Annotated in this window: 17 protein-coding genes; all 17 read right to left on the reverse strand. The window is 45.4% G+C overall.

Features of this window, described 5'->3' with window-relative positions; all coding sequences use genetic code 11:
• Positions 1-62 precede the first annotated feature (62 nt).
• Positions 63-1,913: an oligopeptide ABC transporter substrate-binding protein gene (locus NSQ91_RS25085; protein ID WP_340920360.1), complete on the reverse strand. Its 1,851-nt coding sequence runs from the start codon at positions 1,911-1,913 to the stop codon at positions 63-65.
• A gap of 19 nt (positions 1,914-1,932) precedes the next feature.
• Entirely contained in the window at positions 1,933-2,838 is a 906-nt protein-coding gene (locus NSQ91_RS25090) for an ABC transporter permease (protein ID WP_076129671.1), read from the reverse strand.
• 27 nt (positions 2,839-2,865) lie between these two features.
• A complete protein-coding gene (gene opp4B / locus NSQ91_RS25095) occupies positions 2,866-3,828 on the reverse strand; it encodes an oligopeptide ABC transporter permease (protein ID WP_036677612.1) in 963 nt (320 codons plus the stop codon).
• Between the two features lie 4 nt (positions 3,829-3,832).
• Positions 3,833-4,768, reverse strand: a complete 936-nt coding sequence (locus NSQ91_RS25100) for an ABC transporter ATP-binding protein (RefSeq protein WP_036677615.1) — start codon at positions 4,766-4,768, stop codon at positions 3,833-3,835.
• Entirely contained in the window at positions 4,755-5,771 is a 1,017-nt protein-coding gene (locus NSQ91_RS25105; RefSeq protein ID WP_076129669.1) for an ABC transporter ATP-binding protein, read from the reverse strand. Before NSQ91_RS25105 ends, NSQ91_RS25100 begins: the two co-directional genes overlap by 14 nt.
• 379 nt (positions 5,772-6,150) lie before the next feature.
• On the reverse strand, positions 6,151-7,455 hold the full coding sequence (locus NSQ91_RS25110) for a replication-associated recombination protein A (RefSeq protein ID WP_076129668.1): 1,305 nt from the start codon (positions 7,453-7,455) through the stop codon (positions 6,151-6,153).
• Between the two features lie 295 nt (positions 7,456-7,750).
• Positions 7,751-8,032 carry a CD3324 family protein gene (locus NSQ91_RS25115; protein ID WP_076129667.1) on the reverse strand — a complete coding sequence of 94 codons (282 nt, stop codon included), beginning with the start codon at positions 8,030-8,032 and terminating at the stop codon, positions 7,751-7,753.
• A gap of 391 nt (positions 8,033-8,423) precedes the next feature.
• Complete coding sequence (locus tag NSQ91_RS25120) at positions 8,424-10,607, reverse strand: HelD family protein (protein WP_076304250.1); 2,184 nt, start codon at positions 10,605-10,607, stop codon at positions 8,424-8,426.
• A 46-nt stretch (positions 10,608-10,653) separates the two neighbouring features.
• Positions 10,654-11,016: a hypothetical protein gene (locus tag NSQ91_RS25125; RefSeq protein ID WP_076304249.1), complete on the reverse strand. Its 363-nt coding sequence runs from the start codon at positions 11,014-11,016 to the stop codon at positions 10,654-10,656.
• Positions 11,017-11,318: 302 nt separating this feature from the next.
• The gene (locus NSQ91_RS25130) at positions 11,319-12,617 is read right to left on the reverse strand and encodes an NCS2 family permease (RefSeq protein WP_036677630.1); all 1,299 of its coding nucleotides are present in this window, start codon (positions 12,615-12,617) and stop codon (positions 11,319-11,321) included.
• Between the two features lie 239 nt (positions 12,618-12,856).
• Complete coding sequence (locus NSQ91_RS25135) at positions 12,857-13,612, reverse strand: tRNA threonylcarbamoyladenosine dehydratase (protein ID WP_076130395.1); 756 nt, start codon at positions 13,610-13,612, stop codon at positions 12,857-12,859.
• 61 nt (positions 13,613-13,673) lie between these two features.
• Positions 13,674-15,458 carry an aspartate--tRNA ligase gene (aspS, locus tag NSQ91_RS25140; RefSeq protein ID WP_076193219.1) on the reverse strand — a complete coding sequence of 595 codons (1,785 nt, stop codon included), beginning with the start codon at positions 15,456-15,458 and terminating at the stop codon, positions 13,674-13,676.
• Between the two features lie 55 nt (positions 15,459-15,513).
• Positions 15,514-16,767 (reverse strand): histidine--tRNA ligase, encoded by a 1,254-nt coding sequence (gene hisS / locus NSQ91_RS25145; protein WP_076304246.1) that lies wholly within the window; start codon positions 16,765-16,767, stop codon positions 15,514-15,516.
• A 203-nt stretch (positions 16,768-16,970) separates the two neighbouring features.
• A complete protein-coding gene (locus NSQ91_RS25150; RefSeq protein ID WP_256716501.1) occupies positions 16,971-17,096 on the reverse strand; it encodes a hypothetical protein in 126 nt (41 codons plus the stop codon).
• A 367-nt stretch (positions 17,097-17,463) separates the two neighbouring features.
• A complete protein-coding gene (locus tag NSQ91_RS25155) occupies positions 17,464-17,913 on the reverse strand; it encodes a hypothetical protein (RefSeq protein ID WP_340920373.1) in 450 nt (149 codons plus the stop codon).
• A gap of 48 nt (positions 17,914-17,961) precedes the next feature.
• Positions 17,962-18,471: a type 1 glutamine amidotransferase domain-containing protein gene (locus NSQ91_RS25160; protein WP_076105448.1), complete on the reverse strand. Its 510-nt coding sequence runs from the start codon at positions 18,469-18,471 to the stop codon at positions 17,962-17,964.
• A gap of 150 nt (positions 18,472-18,621) precedes the next feature.
• Positions 18,622-18,777, reverse strand: a complete 156-nt coding sequence (locus NSQ91_RS25165) for a hypothetical protein (RefSeq protein ID WP_175617366.1) — start codon at positions 18,775-18,777, stop codon at positions 18,622-18,624.
• Between the last annotated feature and the right edge of the window lie 19 nt (positions 18,778-18,796).

Consider the following 18,796-nt stretch of genomic DNA (forward strand, 5'->3'; position numbering starts at 1 on the left):
GATGAAAAATAAAAAACAGCAGCTCAGGATCTCTCCTTGAACTGCTGTTCATTAATCCCCTCTTACTGAGCTACCGCAGCTTTATCTGCAGAAACCGCAATGTCGTTATAATAGATTCCAACTCCATCACTAACAGCCCAATAATTCAGGACTCGGTTATTAACCGGCACTATTACAGCACGATAAAGTGTTGGGAATACTGGAATCTCGTCAACCATAAATTGTTGCCACTCTTTATAGATTTCTTTACGTTTGTCTACATCAAATGCAGCCTCGGAGATCCCTTCGGAGAGCAAACGATCGTTCTCTGCACTCGAGTAACGCGGGAAGTTATAGATTGCATCTTTGCCATACAGACCTGATGGGTCAACGTCAATCCCTACACCCCAAGCGCCTTGGTACACATCAACAGTAGGATCATCCTCACCATTTTGACCTATGCGATCATAGAAAGTATTAAACTCTACCATCTCCAAAGTTACATTCAGACCAATCGCTTTCCAGGATTGTACATAATATTGAGCCAACGGCTCAGCAATGTCTCCACCAGTCATCGAAATGAAATTAATCTTCAGCTCGCTGCCATCTGGATTCGTTCTAAATTCACCGTTTAGTTTGTAACCAGCGTCATCCAGGATCTTCTTAGCTGCTTCTGGATCATAAGCTACACCTGGATTGGAAGCATCATGGAATTCAGGATGGGAGGGTGGAATCAAGGTAGTCGCATTCCAACGCAGACCATTATAGAACTTTTTACCAACAGTATCATTGTCAACCGCTGCCCACATTGCTTTACGAAGATTCACATCCGCCATTTTAGCTTTAGGATCGGTAACAACCTCTTTTTTCGTTGCATCCCATTTACCAAGCTTAAAGCCTATATACGTATAAGCACGATCAACCGAACCCAGGAATTCAACGTTTGACATCTTTGCATTATCAGGGTATTGATCAATAGGGAAGGAATCCACCAAGTCAACTCCACCAGATTTCAGTTCTTGTACAATCGTTGTTGGGTTGATAACCTTCAAAATTACTTTATCCAGTTTAGGGGCTCCGCGCCAGTAATCTTCATTCTTAACAAATACTACAGACTCACCAGGAACGATACTCTCTACTTTAAAAGCTCCGAAGCCAATTGGCTTTTGGCGGACTTCAGGGGAAGAGGAGATTTTGGCAACATCCATGCCGCCAAAGATATGTTTGGCTAATGGATAAATCCATATGCTACCCGTTAACAAGGAAGGTGTAGATTGCTTATAAGTAATTTGCAGTTTCTTATCACCCAGCACTTTAATCCCGGATATGGTCTTGGCCTTACCGGAATGGTACTCCTCCATGCCTTCAATATTAGTGAAGTCAGAACCGTAACGAGGACCATCATAAGCAGGATTACCAATAACTTCATGGGCGAACAACCAGTCTTCAGCTGTTACTGGTTTACCATCCTGCCAGTTTACATTGTCGCGAATCGTAAAGGTAAAGGTACGTCCATCTTCTGCAACTTCATAAGTAGCCGCACCATCATTAGTATAAACATAGTCTTTATCCCAAGTTAACAGACCTTCATCAAACCAGTTCAGAACTTGAGCATCTGGATCTCCAGAATAGAAGTTCCAGTTCAAAGTGCCTTCAAATGGACTATCGGAAACAAGTCCAAATGTAATTGTCCCTCCGTCAATAGCTTCACCTTGGTTAGTCTTAACGTTACTGAAATCTTTAATGTTATAAAGTCCGTCTTCTGCCTCAGGCGCGGCCGTTGCTTCTGCGGTTGCCGCAGGTGCGCTGGCATTAGGAGCTGCTGTTGATTCAGCCGCTTCGTTGTTGTTCTTGGAGCCGCAAGCCGCAAGAGCGAACAACATTACAAACATTAATGAAACTAGTAAAGCTTTTGAACGAATGGCTTTTCTCATTTAATCATTTCCTCCCTTATTATCCTTTTCTTTGTCTTGCGTCGGTCGCACGTTTAAGCGCTTGACCCACATTATTTATACTCAACATCAATACCAGGATCAGCAATGATGCGGGTAACCAGATCCACCATCTGAACTCAAGAGTCTGCGGATTTCTCGCATAGCTTACTAGAGTACCCAGACTGGGTGTACTTTCTGGAAAACCAAAACCTAGAAAGGATAGGCCTGATTCCAATCCAATATTAGCTGCCAGATTCAAGGTCATTGTTACGATAATGATTGAGCTTAAGTTCGGCAGAACTTGCGTGAACATAATTTTTAGATTGGAGGAGCCTAGGGTCTTAGATGCCTGAACATAATCCAATTCCTTCTCTTGCAATGTCTTGGAACGAATGAGCCTGGCAATCCCCATCCAAAGAAATGCTGTCATGATAAAGGAGAAGGTCAACGTATTGTATTTAGGAACTGCGCTGACAAAAGCAATAACAATCATTAGAAAAGGTAGAATCATGAAGAAATCTACAATACGCATCGCGACATTATCTACCGTTCCCCCAAAGTAACCTGAGACTAAACCTACCAGAATACCGATAATTCCCGTAAAAAATGTAACCATAAAGGCAATAGACATGGAATTTCGTGTTCCTATAATTAATTGACCGAATACATCCCGTCCTCCATAATCAGTCCCCAGCCAATGCACAGCCGAAGGCTTCTCATATAGGGCGAACAAGTCAACCGTGACAATTTCTTTCTGATCTAAAAATAAGGAGATCCCATATACAGCAGCAATAATCGTAAATAGGAAAATCAATGAGACCAGTGCCAGCTTATCCCGCACCATCTCCCGCCAAACAATTTTGAAGCCCGATGGACTTTTATCAGTTTCCTGCAGCAGAGCTATCTCTGCGCTCGTCTTTGCCATTTCATTCACCCCAAAGTGTTCATCTTCTTATTTAATCCGGATACGAGGATCTACGATACTTAAAATAATGTCTGATAACAACGCACCGACGATGGAAGCAACCCCATACAGAAGAACGAGGGCTGTTACCACGCTGAAATCCCGAATCGTTATCGAACTTAGAAACAGCAAACCCATTCCTGGATAGCTGAAAATCGTTTCAACGAACACCGTACCACCGATTAGCCCAGTGATCTCATATCCAAAAAATGCAGCGATCGGCAGCAAGGAGTTTCTCAAAATATGACGATTGTATACGCGTGACTCCGAAGCCCCCTTAGCTCTAGCAGTGAGAATGAAATCTTTTTGCTTCGTATCAATGATCTCATTTCTCAGATATTGTACGGTCCCAACCGTTGCAATTAGCGCCATAGATAGCGCAGGCAGAAGCAGATGATAGAATTTACTCCAGAAGTGACTTAGTGTACCTGGAACTTCCCCGGGACTGACACTGCCGCTGGTAGGAAACCAATGAAAATGAAATCCGAAAACCCATACCATTAAAAGTGCAAAAATAAACAACGGTGCAGCAAATCCAATATAGGTATAGCCAGTTATCAAGCGATCCAGCCACGAATCGTTATAACGTCCGCTGGTAATACCAAGCGGGATAGCAATAAGGTATGTAAGAATCAGCGTAACAATCGCCAGCCAAAGGGTATTCATCAGGCGTTGTCCGATTAGCTCTGAGACCGGCATTTTGAAACGGAAGGACTGGCCGAAATCCCCTTGTATCGCTTTAGTGATCCAATCCCAGTACTGGATGTACCATGGATCATTTAGACCGAGCTTTTCTCTCATCGCATCAATGGCCGCCGGATCAATATTCGGATCGAGCATTCCTGAGAGTGCGTCACCAGGCATCGCCTTCGCCATAAGAAAAACAAGAATACTTAATAGAACTACTTGAGGGATCATTATAAGAATTCTACGAACGATAATCTTCCACATATTCTCAACCTTTCTCAGGCAAGGCTACCAGATGAGTCTCGGAAATTGATTTTAATGGATAAGCCATGCCTTCTTCATCAAAATAATTCCGGTGCGCTTGTTCATATTCCTTGCTTACTGATTTTCTGAATTCCGTCTGCTTTTCTCTCTGTTTCGGATCAATATCAGGAATGGCGGCAATGAGTCGTTTGGTATAAATATGCTGAGGATTGTCAAAAATATCTTTAGCAGTCCCTTGCTCCACATGTCGTCCTTTATACATAATCCCTATATGATCGCACATATGCCTGATGATCCCGAGATCATGACTGATAAATAGAAAAGTAAGATTCAGCTCTTTTTGAATGTCCTGCATGAAGTTAAGCACCTGTGCCTGTACTGAGACATCTAGCGCAGATACCGGCTCGTCAGCAATAATAAGTTTTGGCTTGAGTGCAATTGCTCTGGCAATTCCGATCCGCTGCCGCTGGCCGCCAGAAAATTCATGCGGATATTTCAGGATGTTCTCAGGACTTAAGCCTACTTGTAAAAGCAATTCCTGCACCCGGCGTTTTTCTTCCCCTGGAGACATTTTTTCGAAATTACGCAACGGTTCTGCAATAATATCGAGTACACGCTTCTTAGGATTTAAGGAAGAGTACGGATCCTGAAAGATCATCTGAATGTCTTTGCGGACATTTCTTTGCTTTCGTACACCCCTCAAGGCCAAATCTTGCCCTTCAAAAATCACGCTGCCGCTAGTAATAGAATTAAGACCTATAATCGCGCGACCCGTTGTCGTCTTTCCGGAACCAGATTCACCAACCAGACCATAGGTTTGCCCAGCTTCAATGGTAAAATTAACATTATCGACAGCCTTAACTACGCCAACTTCCCTTCGAAAAACACCGCCGTGGATCGGAAAATGTACTGCTAAATTTTTAACCTCAAGAAGTCCCATTGTGGATTGCCTCCTCGTTAGTATCAGGGAAATGGAAATTGTTATAACAGGTGCAGCGAACGAAATGTCCGGGTGCGACTTCATGCAGCTGTGGGTTCTCCTCATGCTCCGATTCAGGAATCCAAGGCGTCCGTGCCGAGAAACGGCAGCCCTTACGCGGAAGGTTTTGCAGTGGTGGAACAATCCCCTGAATCACATGCAACCTGGATTTTTCTTCTTTTGCCGTTGGAATGGAGTTTAATAAGGATCTCGTATATGGATGTTTCGGATTAGACGTCAACGTAAAAATATCTGCGATTTCGACGATTTGTCCGGCATACATCACCGCAACACGGTCAGCCATTTCGCTTACAACCCCTAAGTCATGAGTGATTAAGATAATGCCTGCTTCCATATCGTTTTTTAATTTTTTAATAAGTTCAAGGATTTGTAATTGGATAGTCACATCTAGTGCTGTGGTAGGCTCGTCGGCGATCAAAAGCTTGGGTCCATTGGCTATCGCAATGGCGATAACCACCCGCTGCCTCATGCCACCGGATAATTCGTGGGGGTATTGCTGATATGTATGCTCGGGACGGGAAATTCCAACCTTGGTCAAAAGATCAATGACCTTCTCTTTTCGCTGTTTCTTAGAAAGCTTGGAATCATGTAGGATAAGTACTTCTTCAATCTGTGAACCGATGATCATTAGCGGGTTTAAAGCGGATAAAGGATCTTGAAAAATCATAGACATTTCTTGGCCGCGCAGCTTGTTTAGTGCAGCAGGAGACATAGTAACGATGTCCTGGCCCTTGTATTTGATTTGTCCGTCAATTCTGGCTCTGGTATGCAGCCCCATAATGGAAAAGGCGAGCGCACTTTTTCCTGAACCAGATTCTCCAACGATAGCCAGAATTTCATTTTTGCGAACAGACAGGGTAACATCATCAACCGCAGCATAATAGTCGTCTGCAATTCTGAACGATGTCGACAAATTTTTGATTTCTAGTAGTTCTTCGCCCATATTCATCACCCTAACGACAAGGATTTCAAAATTAACACAATGAAAATATTATGTAAATTTTGATATAAATAGTGTTGATTTTCATGAAACATTTTGAAATAACCAATGTGATGATAATTAACACTGTTAAGAATACTACCAGTAGTTCAATCGGAAATAAAAATGAACATCTCGTAACTTTGTAGTTCATTTTAATTAACTTATGGTAAATTATCAATCTTTTCCTATAAAAAATTTTCAATCGATGTGATTAAAAGTAACGTAGGCAACAAAAAAACGGCTCTAGGCCGCCTTTTTTTGGGAATTATTTAGTTCGACTGAAAGTTAAAATCTTTGGCTTTCCAGCATGAAATTGGAAGGTATTACAGTCGCTAGCTGCTCACTGCTCCCGCCGAAGCTTTTGATTATGACGAATCTTAATCTCATTGCCTTGCTCAGTAGCTTGATAAAAAACACGCTGAGAAATCTCCTTAGGCAAATACTCTTGCTTCACATAATGCCCCGGAAAATTGTGCGGATATTGATATCCTTCATGCCCTAACGCAGTTGCACCTTTATAGTGCGTATCACGCAGATGCAGCGGTACCTCCGCTGATTTGATCTCATCCATACTTGCCATTGCATTGGAAATAGCCATAACCACAGCATTAGACTTCGGACTTTCCACTGCAAAAAGAATAGCTTGGGCAATGTTCAGCTTCGCCTCTGGCCAACCATTGTTTCGATACGCATCCAGCGCACTCACCGCTTGAACCATAGCTTGGGGATTAGCCAAGCCGATATCCTCACTGCTGGCTGCAATCAGGCGCCGAATAAAAGTCATAGGGTCCATTCCAAGCTTTTCTACCGCATACAGAAACCAAAACAACGCGGCGTCGCTGGAACCGCGAATACTTTTATGAAAAGCGGATAGCACATCATACTGCGTAGATTCATCAGCCTTCACAATGGGGCGCCGAATGGATTCCTCCGCCACCTCCAGCGTGATATGAACACTTCCATCAACTTGTGGTGCGGTAGTCAGGGCTGCCAGCTCCAGTGCATTTAGTGCCCGCCGGATGTCTCCATTAGCCATTGTTGCAATATGCAACAAAGCCTCCTCATCGACCTGAAGCTCCATAAATCCAAGACCTTTCTCTTTGTCCGCCAAGGCTCTGCGCATCGCGATCAAGCTGTGTTCACTCGTTAATGCCTCCAGCTGAAATAAGGTGGAGCGGCTCATAAGCGCCCCATTAACATAATGGAACGGGTTCTCTGTAGTCGCTCCAATGAAGGTAATAGTCCCTTTTTCTACTGCTGGCAAAAGCGCATCCTGGCGTGAGCTATTAAATCGATGCACCTCGTCCAGGAACAGGATCGTCTTAGTGCCGTACAATGTTTGATTGTTCTGAGCTCGCTCAATAACCTCCCGTACATCCTTCACGGTAGCTTCCACCGCATTCAGACGTACGAACTCTCCTTGCGTGTGATGAGAAATAATATGCGCGAGTGTCGTCTTGCCGCATCCCGGGGGGCCATAGAGCAAAATCGAAGAGACTTGATCCGCCTCAATCGCTCTTCGCAGCAGCTTCCCCCGACCTATGATATGCTCTTGACCAATATATTCATCAAGATTCTCCGGTCTCATCCGGTCCGCAAGCAGCCGTCCGCCCCCGGTGTCCTCTCCGAAAGAAAATAAATCCATAACTCCACTTCCTTGCTATATTCTTGTAAAAGCTCAATGTAAATCCCTCTCTATCATACCATATCACAGGGAAGGATTAGGATGTCCTGCCGGTTCAAGGTAACAGTATCAGCATAGACTTATTTTACGCCAAAATAAAAAGAGCATGATCTCGTCTTAGAAAGGCGGGAGCCATGCTCTTTTTTCAAAATATAAGAAAGTATAGGTTTCACACTACACTTTATCCTTATGATTTCTCGCATAACGCTTACCGTCCTTATAAGGACACCAGAGGCGTTTATGCTTGAATTGCAAGCTAGCAATTTACTGCCAGCCGCATTTTTGATATGATTTTACGAATGCTTTCTTCCGATAGATGGTACTTCTTCTGAAGTTCCGCTACGGAATCACCGCTTCGATGACAACTGAAAATTTCCTTGTTCCGGTTCGCTATTTCTTTCCTCGAACCGCTGTTCTCGCCCCATCGAACCCGCTCTTCCGTCTTCTTAGGGATGTAGAGCAGTTCACCTTGGATGTATCCCTGAAGCTCTTCGAGCAAGCCAGGGGGGAGCACATCCTTCCCATTTACATAACTCAACTTGCATTTCCTCCTTCAACAGGTGTGTCCCTATGCGTCGGTCAACTAAGTTTTTAGTTATAATCACGTCACCTGCCTCCTTTCTTCTCCTCATATTTGGAAAAATCCGTAATTTCATTATATAAAAACCTTTTGGTAGCGTCTACATTCGATTTCATAAATTTCGTTCTTATGGATAAGTGTGGTACTTCTTATGTTAGTAATAAGGAGGCCGTAAGGCCTCCTCGCTTTAAGCAGGTTTCCGTCTTAAACGGAAACCACCTCGTATACTGAAATCATTTCAATCAGCCTCCTTCCAGAAGTGTTCTTGCCCGGCCGGACACTTATTATTAAGCCATACCTATGGGGGAGTTACAAGACCAAGAACAGTTATAACCATTCTCCACCAGTCTTATTCTCCCTCAGAATCGCTTCCAGCCGCCGTTTGCACATAGGAAGGAACTTCCCCATTATGGAGCAGCCACAGCTCATGGAGAGCACGTGTACAGCCGACATACATCAGCTTCGCGTCCCAAGCCGTCGCTCCGTAATGGTCTTGATCGGCATCTGCTAAGATCACCGCATCGAACTCCAAACCTTTTGATAAATAGACAGGCAGCACCGATAACCCGCCCTGATATTGCGTCATACTGCCATCAATCAGATGAATATCTTCAAAATGCTGTGCCAGCTCCGCATATAGTTCTGCAGCCTCATGAAGATTTCTTGTTAGGACAGCCACCGTACGGTATTCCCTTCCTGACAGAGACTTCAGTGAAGAGGTTATTGTCCGCAAGCGAGCTTGCTCATCAGCCACCAGTTCCCCGGCATCCTCGCCATAGACGATCATACGCACGGGATCTCCACTACGAAACACAGGAACAGCCAGCAATGAGCTCTCCACACCTGAAGATAGAATTCCATTAGCGAAGTCTATAATTTCCATAGTAGAACGATAGCTGCGTGTCAGCGCGTGATAAGCCGTGTTCTCAGGTGCAAACAACGTCTGCATCTCTTCCCACGCGTGTACGCCTTTATAGGCATGTATGCCCTGCGAGAGATCACCCAGGATCGTAAAGGAATGGCCTCGCACATATAAATCCAGAACGGCAATTTGGAAAGGTGAAAAATCCTGAGCCTCATCGATTACTACATGGTCAAAGCGAGTAACGCCCTCATCACCATTCAAAAGATAATGGATATACAGCAGCGGAGGTAAATCCTCTTCACGTATGATGCCTTTTTTCAGCTCTTTTGCCGTTTCCTTCAACACAGCTGCCGGAATTTCCTCTGGCGGTTCAACCGGCCAATCCTCAGGAAGTTTAGCTGCTCGGAAAATTTGCTTATAGATCGTTAATGGATCATATTTAGGCCATTTGGCACTATAAGCCTTCTCTCGCTGCGCGCCTTTTTTCTTGCGATCCTTCATAGCAGCAGCTGACGGACTCTTCTTCAGTTCCATCTCAATCCAGCGATGAATCCGCGCCATTACCCGTTCCTTGCGCTTGGCTGGAGGATAGGGAGCATACTCCTCATTATGCCAGCGCAAAATCATAGAACGGCGTAGCACCGCACCCTCCCACGGGCTAAAATCACCCTCAGGTACAGAACTGCTTTCCAATAGCTTGATGCTGGACTCTATGATTCCCATCAGCACCGTGGAACCCTTGAAGCGCCCCGGCGTCTCTTCTGTAATTACCGGCATGCCGCCAGGGGTTTCGAACCAGCGGTTCATCGTCTCTGTCGCATCCTGTTCCGGCAATTCCAGTCCTAGTACATTAGCCGCCCAATCCGGAAATGTACTTTGAGCAATATTACCTACCCCGAGCTCAGGCAATACGTCCGAGATGTAATCCAAAAACATCCGGTTTGGTGCAAAAATGATCATTTTTTCCGCAGAAACCTGATCCTTGTATTGATACAGCAGAAAAGCAAGCCTGTGCAGTGCAACGGTTGTTTTACCGCTTCCTGCCACGCCCTGAATGATTAGCGCTGTATTTTTGGCAGCACGGATAATCTTGTCCTGCTCCTCTTGAATGGTCGATACGATATCCCGTAGACGATTATCCTTGTTCTCCCCAAGTCGATAGACGAGAAACTCATCCGATACAATCGGTGCATCGCTTTCCCGATTGTACGTATCCGCGACCCGCTCCAGAATTTGCTTCCGAATCACCACGTTGCGTTTGAGGTATACCAGCCCCTCTATCAATCCCTCAGGAGCTTCATAGGTGGCTGGCTCCGTACCGCCGGTAAACGAATAGAACAGGCTTGCTACCGGTGCGCGCCAGTCGATGACTAGCGGACGGTCGCTTACCTGCTCGCGGTCTACGCCGATTTTGCCTATATAGAGTGCCTTCCGTTCATTCTCATCATTGCCTTGAAAATCAAGCCGTCCGAAATAAGGCTCCTGCCTAAGCTTGGCAAGATCTTTGCGCTTCTGATCACGGTTCGCTTCCAGCACCTGTTCCGTATAGTCATGTCCCGTGTACACTGGTGTCTGCTGGAGCTTCTCCAGCAAAGTGTCAATTTCAGTAAGCGCTTGATTCAGCCTGTCTTCTTCCTCTTGATAGGCACTTTGAAAGTTGTCTTCCAATTTCAGTTACCTCCTAAAAGTTTATCGAGCTTAAATTTTCATGCTCCTACGCCCATTTCTCACGCAAAAGGATACCCATTGTAGCACAATCAGCACTTAAATACCAAATCTTACAAATAATTTGACTAAACTTATAAGTTGTTCTCCAACCTAAAGCCCTTTGGTGCACCTTAGCATGCACAAGCGCCGAATGTTCGGGACAAACCAAAGGCTTTTTTGCCTTTGGTTTCAGCGTTCGCACACATTTAGCTCCGATCAGAGGCATTTTTGCCTTTGATTTCAGCGTTCGCTCACATTTGGCTCGCATCTGAGGCATTTTTGCCTTTGGTTTCGGCGTTCGCACACTTTTGGCTCCAATCAGAGGCATTTTTGCCTTTGGTTTCGACGTCCAGGCACATTTAGCTTCCATCTACGGTTTTTACACCTTTGTTTTCGTCGTCTACGCGCATTTAGCCCCAATCAACGGTATTTATACCTTTGTTTTCTACGTCTACGCACATTTAGCCCCATTCATCGGTATTTATCCCTTAGATTTCGTCGTCTACGCGCATTTAGCCCCAATCAACGGTATTTATCCCTCTGTTTTCGACGTCTACTCACATTTGACTCCAATCAGCGGCACACGCATTTACCTCTTTGATTTCAACGCGGGCTAATAGAGCTAATAAGTGTGTAACAGGTCCCTCGCAATCAAAGAAACCGGATGCCGCACTATAGCACAGCCTGCAAAATAAAGTTAGCCACAAACAAACCAGCAATTCCATACAACGCAGGTGGCACTTCCTTCCCTTTGCCCAGCGCCAGCTTCACAATTGGGTAGGTAATAAAACCAAAAGCCATACCGTCCACGATGCTATAGGTGAATGGAATCATAACCATGATTAGAAAAGACGGGAACAGCTCGGTCAAATCACTTAAGTCCATCTCACGCACATTTTGTACCATTAGCCCGCCGATCACAATCAGGATCGGTGCGATCGCACTGTCGGGAATATAGGATAACAGCGGTAGGAATAAGAAGGTCGCCCCGAATAGAAGCCCTGTTACCAGCGAGGTGAGACCCGAACGCCCGCCCGCAGCTATTCCTGCATTAGATTCTGCAGCGGCCACGACCGGACTGCTTCCGAAAAGACCTGCGGCGATATTAGCAAGCGAGAGCGCACGCAGGCTGCTTTTGAAGCGTTCTGGACGGCCTGCCATCATCGTCTGCGAGGCTACAAGACCGATATTTTCAAATACAACGATTAACAATAACAGGAATACAGCAATCCAGAACACCAGGCTCACAATGCCGCTCCAGTCCATTCCGAAAAATAGGCCGCCATAACCTGAGAATACATGCCCTGAGGCCTGTTTTTCCGGTGCATGTGCAGCTCCCAGCAGGTAGGCAAGTCCTGTACCGACCAGCATACTTATCAGCAGGCCTCCGTTAGTTCCCCGGATAAATAACACTAAAGCCAGCAATAAAGTCACACAGGATGTAATAACTGCAGGATCACTAAAATGTCCTATGGCAACAAAAGTAGTCTGATGGGCAATCACTATCCCACTCTTTTGCAGCCCTATAAAGGTCAGAAACAGCCCTATACCGACTGTAATGGCATGCTGCAGGTTTTGGGGAATTGCCTCACTAAGAATACGATAAAGTGATGTAAAGGCCACGATAGCGAATAACACGCCTGTTATAACGACTACAGTAAGCGCCTCTCTCCAGTCCAGTTTCATGGAATGAACAAGCGTATAAGTGAAAAATGCGTTAATCCCCATCCCGGGAACCACGATGATAGGCGTCTTCCCGCCAAAAGCCATCAGCAGACAGCCGGTAATTGCGGTCAACAGTGTAGCCACCATTGCCGGTCTAAGCGGCATCCCCGCGTCATGGAGAATCGTCGCATTCACCATAACAATATAAACTGAAGCAAAATAGGAGAGAATCCCTGCAGCCCATTCCCGTTTCCAGTCATTCTCAGGCGCAAGCCCCACACTATTTCGCCAAAAATTCGATTTCATGTACAAAAACCTCCACTGATATTAAGTTCCGCAGGCGGATATTACCCGGATTATAAATCTAATAATCAGCCGTTCATCCCGGTTCAGCTATTATGCCTATTTGTGGCCTGCTTCTTGCAGAACCCGCCTGTTTAAGGACAACAAAAGGGCGTACGCAGCCGGATTCCAGCTACTCGCCCTTTTGTCCATTACTCTAATCCTATAACTATAATTGAAACAGCCTCAGCTCAGCGATCCACTTACAAGCTGACGCCTCCAGCCTCAAGCAAGTCACGCACGGCAACGCTGACCATAATTAGGCCGGCTACCGGTGGAACAAATGAATTGCTGGCTGGCGGTTGTTTCGCTTTACGTCGATCCGGCGCATTCTCCGGAACAATCTTGTCCGTAACATCCTGACGTGGCTTCATTGGCGGCTCCGTAGAGAAAACCACCTTCACGCCTTTCTTAATCCCATCCTTACGCAGCTTCTGGCGAATGACCCGGGCAATCGGATCATACGTTGTTTTGGAAATGTCCGCTACCTGGAATCTTGTAGGATCCATTTTGTTGGCAGCGCCCATGCTTGAGATCATAGGAATTCCACGTGCCAGACATTCTTTAATCAAATGGACCTTGTAGATAATCGTATCCGAGGCATCAATCACATAATCCGGTTTCAGCTTGAACAGTTCCTCATAGGTTTCTTCCGTATAGAACATGTTCAGCGCAATCGCTTCACATTCCGGATTAATCAGCTTCACACGGTCTACCATCAGTTCGGCCTTCTTTTGCCCAACCGTTGTAGTAAGTGCGTGGATCTGCCGATTCACATTGGTAATGTCGACGGAATCCTTATCAATCAGAATCAGTCTGCCGATCCCGCTACGAGCCAATGCCTCAACAGCCATACCGCCAACACCGCCGATACCAAGTACCGCTACTGTGCTGTTCTTCATAATCTCCAGACCTTCCGGTCCGATCGCCAGTTCCGTACGTGAGAACTGATGCAGCATGAGGTCAGCCTCCTTCAAAAGCTATGGCGAAGCAGAAATCTGCCTCGCCCGCTTTATTTAATTATTCTTTTTCTTTTTCTTTCTTTGGTTTAAGAGCCAGCTTAATATGCAGTTGCTCCAATTGTGAACCGTCTACTGGTGCAGGTGCATCCATAAGCAGGTCCGTTGCACTTGCCGTTTTCGGGAATGCGATGGTTTCGCGCAGATTTGTACGACCCGCCAGCAGCATAATTAGACGATCTAAACCGAAGGCAATACCACCATGTGGAGGTGTACCATATTCGAACGCATCCATCAGGTAACCAAATTTCTCGTAAGCAACCTCATCTGAGAAGCCGAGAGCTTGGAACATTTTTTCCTGTACTTCACGTTTGTAAATCCGCATGGAGCCGCCGCCTACTTCATAACCGTTCAGAACGATATCGTAGGCTTGTGCACGAATTGCACCTGGATCTGTGTCGAACAGATGAAGATCCTCTTCACGTGGACGAGTGAACGGATGGTGTTCTGCTACATAACGTTTCTGATCTTCATCATAACCAAGCAATGGGAAGTCAGTCACCCAAGCGAACTTGAACACATTATCGTCGATCAGACCCAGCTGACGTCCGATTTTGACACGAAGGGCGCCTAGAACGTCCGCTACAACCTTTTTGGTATCAGCGGAGAACAACAGTAGGTCACCTTCTTCAGCGCCTGTACGCTCCTTCACAGCTGCAATTTCTTCTTCAGTGAAGAATTTGACAATCGGTCCTTTGAACTCGCCGTCTTTCACTTGAATCCAAGCCAAACCTTTCGCTCCATAACGCGCAGCATAAGGTCCGAGATCATCGATTTCTTTACGAGTCCAAGTCCCACAGCCTTTAGCATTTAGACATTTCACTTCTCCGCCTTTTTCGATCACGGAAGCGAATACCTTTACGCCACTTGTGGCAACAATATCGTTCATTTCTACAAGCTCTAATCCAAAACGCAGGTCAGGTTTGTCTGAACCGTATTTGCCCATAGCCTCAGCATAAGTCAAACGTTGGAATGGAAGCTGAATATCCGCTCCTACAGTTTCTTTAAACAAACGCTGCATCAGGTTCTCCATCATGCCAAGCAGCTCATCCTGAGACAGGAATGAAGTCTCGATGTCCACTTGTGTAAATTCCGGCTGGCGGTCAGCACGCAAATCTTCATCACGGAAACAACGAGCAATTTGATAATAGCGTTCAACGCCACCCACCATCAATAGCTGCTTGTAGATTTGTGGAGATTGTGGCAATGCGAAAAATTCGCCTTCATGCACACGGCTTGGCACCAAATAATCACGCGCACCTTCCGGTGAGCTCTTAGTTAGGATTGGTGTTTCTACATCAATAAATCCTTCACTGTCAAGGAAATCGCGGAAAATCTTAGAAGCTTTCGAGCGTAGCAACAATGTTTTTTGCATTTCTGGACGACGCAGATCCAGGTAACGATATTTCAGGCGAAGAGATTCGTCTACTTCCACTCCATCTTCGATGAAGAATGGAGGAGTCTTAGCAGCGTTCAGCACTTCGATGTCTGTAATTTGAACTTCAATCTCACCTGTTGGCAGATTGCGGTTAATGGTTTCTTCATCACGTTTAACCACTTTTCCTTTGACAGCCAAAACATACTCACTGCGAACCTTATCCGCAATTTGCAGTGCTTCGCCGGAGTAGTCCGGGTTGAATACAACTTGCACAATACCGCTTCTGTCACGCAGGTCAATAAAAAGTACGCCCCCAAGGTCACGGCGGGTCTGGACCCATCCGTTCAAGGTTACCGTTTGTCCAATATGTTCTGGTGTTAATTGCCCACAGTTATGACTTCTTTGCATAATTCACCATTCCCCTTTTTAGTTAAAAATAAGTTTCTATTTAAAAAGTCTTCTTCTATACCAACGCCTGAGCCAGCTCTTCGAGCTTCACAGTCTGCTGTTCCCCTGTGCTCATCGACTTCAGCGCAATTACACCATTCTTCAGCTCGTCTTCGCCAAGAATCGCAGTATAACGTGCCGACATACGGTCAGCTGACTTCATCTGTGCCTTCATCTTCCTGCCGAGGTAGTCGCGTTCTGCCGAGAACCCTTGGCTTCGCAGAAAGTATAGCTGCTTGGAAATTTCAATGTCAGCCTCTTCGCCAAGAGCTACAAAATACACATCCAGTGGCTTTGCAGTCTCCAGTGCTACCTTCTGATCTTCCAGAATAAGAAGAATACGCTCCAGCCCGATCCCAAAACCAATACCCGGTTGATCCGGTCCACCGATTTCTTCAACCAAACCGTTGTAACGGCCTCCGCCGCCTACGGTATCAATAGAGCCAATGCCAGCTGCTTTATATTCAAACGCAGTATGCGTGTAATAATCCAAACCACGTACAAGACGAGGATTAATCGTGAACTCCACACCCATGATGTCGAGATGCATCTTAACCTTCTCAAAATGAGTTATGCATTCATCATCCAAACTGTCCAAAATGGAAGGCGCATCTGTAAATTTATCCTGATCCACCTTGCAATCCAGCACACGAAGCGGATTACGCTCGATTCGACGCTGACAGTCACTGCAGAGGTTATCCTTCATCGGTCTAAGGAATCCCAGCAGCTTCTCCCGGTAAGCCGCACGGCTTGGTGCATTACCCACGGAATTAAGCTCCACTCTTACATCCTTAAGACCTAGATCCTTATAGAATTGATAGCCCATAGAGATTACTTCTGCATCAATAGCCGGATCCACGGCCCCAAACGCCTCAATCCCAAACTGATGGAACTGGCGATATCTTCCGGCCTGCGGACGCTCATAACGGAACATAGGTCCGATATAATACAGCTTGCTTACATCAGGTTCACCGTATAGCTTGTTCTGAACGTAAGCCCGCACGACACCAGCCGTTCCTTCTGGACGAAGAGCCAAATCACGGTCGCCTTTGTCCTTGAACGTATACATTTCGCCTTCCACAATATCCGTTGTTTCGCCTACTCCACGTTCGAATAACCCTGTGTGCTCAAACATAGGTGTGCGAATTTCCCGGTAGTTAAAACGGCGGCATAAATCTCTGGCCTTCCCCTCAATATACTGCCATTTCTCCACAGCACCCGGAAGCACGTCCTGCGTTCCTGTTGGTTTCTCGAATCTTTCTTTAGCCACAGTCTATCCCTCCTAAAAAATAACCCCTCTAAAGCTGTTCTCTTCATCTGTTTCTATTGCAGAAAAAGCAAAAAATCCCTCGCCCTGTTTTATAAAAAAACAGGGACGAGGGATTATCATAACCAATAATACACCACGTGGTACCACCCACATTCCGGATCAGTAAAAATATACTGAAGCCGCTCAAAGCGGTTAACGCCCGCCTACGCGTAACGGCTACTGATCGCGGCAATCAATACTGCCCACTTTCGCCGTACGTTCTCGGGGAGGTCATTCATTCGCTCATCAACAGAATCCTTGCAGCCAAGCGATACCGGTTCATCATCCACTTAAGTAGATGTCATCCGAATCGACAAGGGATTCTTCTCTGGAGTTGTGGGTTCTCGAATTACTTGGTCCCGTCATCAAAACCATATGATAAAATCGTATATTGTTAATATTCTACTGAACTACTGCATTAAAGTCAAGGTAGTAAAAAGGATGCCTGGTATAAATTTTGACAGCTTCCGAGTTTTTTATTCAGCAATTATATTGTAATAAAAAAAATGACCTGCAGCCGAATGCTGCAGGTCCATCATCATATATTATTAAAAAGGGGGTCATGCCTTTATTATAAACACGCTATATTAAGGAATCATGTACGTAATATTACGATTATATTACATTCCATGAAAGCGGTTTATTTTTAATAGAATACTATTCGAATTGTTCAACATAGGCCCCTTTGCCCCGAAGGATTTCCACAACTTCATTATAATTCTCTTCTGCTATACTTAGCTCCATCACATAACGAAGTTCACTTAAATCCCCATCTTCGAGATCTCCTTCTGCCACGTTCGCACTAACCTGATCTTCATTCACACTATAATGTGTTTCAGGGTCAGCCCGAGTGTCGGAAGCGGTAATGCCAGGAACCAGCATAGCTCCAGCTGCAGGTGTGCTAGCCGTTCCAAGCGTTCCAGTTGTGCCTGCGACTACAGATGCACTATCCAGTGGAATGATTGGAAACAGAATATTACGATCATTGCCGATAGGGTCTGTGAGTGGCCAAACCTCCAAGCCATCCACCTTATAGCTAATCAATGCTGTTTTTGCGCCTTCTGCTTCATTTTCAGTTCTGAAATACGCTTGGATTTTTCTGCTCATTGCCATTACCTCCTTGGATTATAAGACTCTAAAATAAAAAATGCTTATTTATTTCAGGACCTTCAATATTTCACGAACAAATGCAGGCTCATCTTTTGGTGTACGCGAAGTAATGTAATTGCGATCAACCACTACTTCCTCATCCTTAAACTCCGCGCCGGCATTCACAACATCATCCTTCAGCGGAGGATAAGAGGTAATGGTGCGTCCCTTAAGCAAGTCTGCACTGATCAGAATTTGCGGTCCGTGGCAAATAGAGGCGATAGGCTTGCCTGCTTCATTTGCTTCTTTTACAAACTTCAAAATATCGGCATTTTGCCGTAAATTCTCGGGGGAAGAACCACCCGGGATGACAATCGCGTCATAATCACTTGCTTGAACATCGGCGATCGCCTTGTCTGCTGCGTAGGAGACTTCTTTCTTTTTACCTAGCAAGGTCTCCCCTTTTTTCAAACCAATAATGTCAGCTTGATGTCCTGCCTTTATAATTTCATCATAAGGAACCTTCATTTCAGAATCTTCAAAATCATTAGCCAGTAAGAAAGCAACGTTACTCATGTAATAGTTTCTCCTCTCTGTCTTTAGCAATTAATGATGTTCTAATTATTCTTTCTTGTGGTCTATTACCCTTATGAGGATGCTTTCTAACCTTTAATCGGAAAAAAGGCTTCCTTCACAACACCGAAAAAGCCGCATTTTCCACCCGCTTCAGGTACGCGGCAAGAGATTGCGGCTTCTTCCTTTCATCACTAGTGGTTCGGTCTCGCCGTCTAGCTTTTTGGCTAATGCACAGGCTTCCATAGGACTCCCAGTCGGTAATGCCGGGATACTTCTCCATACCCATGCCTTCTGTGATTGTCTCATTCTTAAACTCCTGCCTTAT

This window comes from Paenibacillus sp. FSL R7-0048 (assembly GCF_038004505.1).
In the GTDB taxonomy this organism is placed as follows: domain Bacteria; phylum Bacillota; class Bacilli; order Paenibacillales; family Paenibacillaceae; genus Paenibacillus_AQ; species Paenibacillus_AQ odorifer.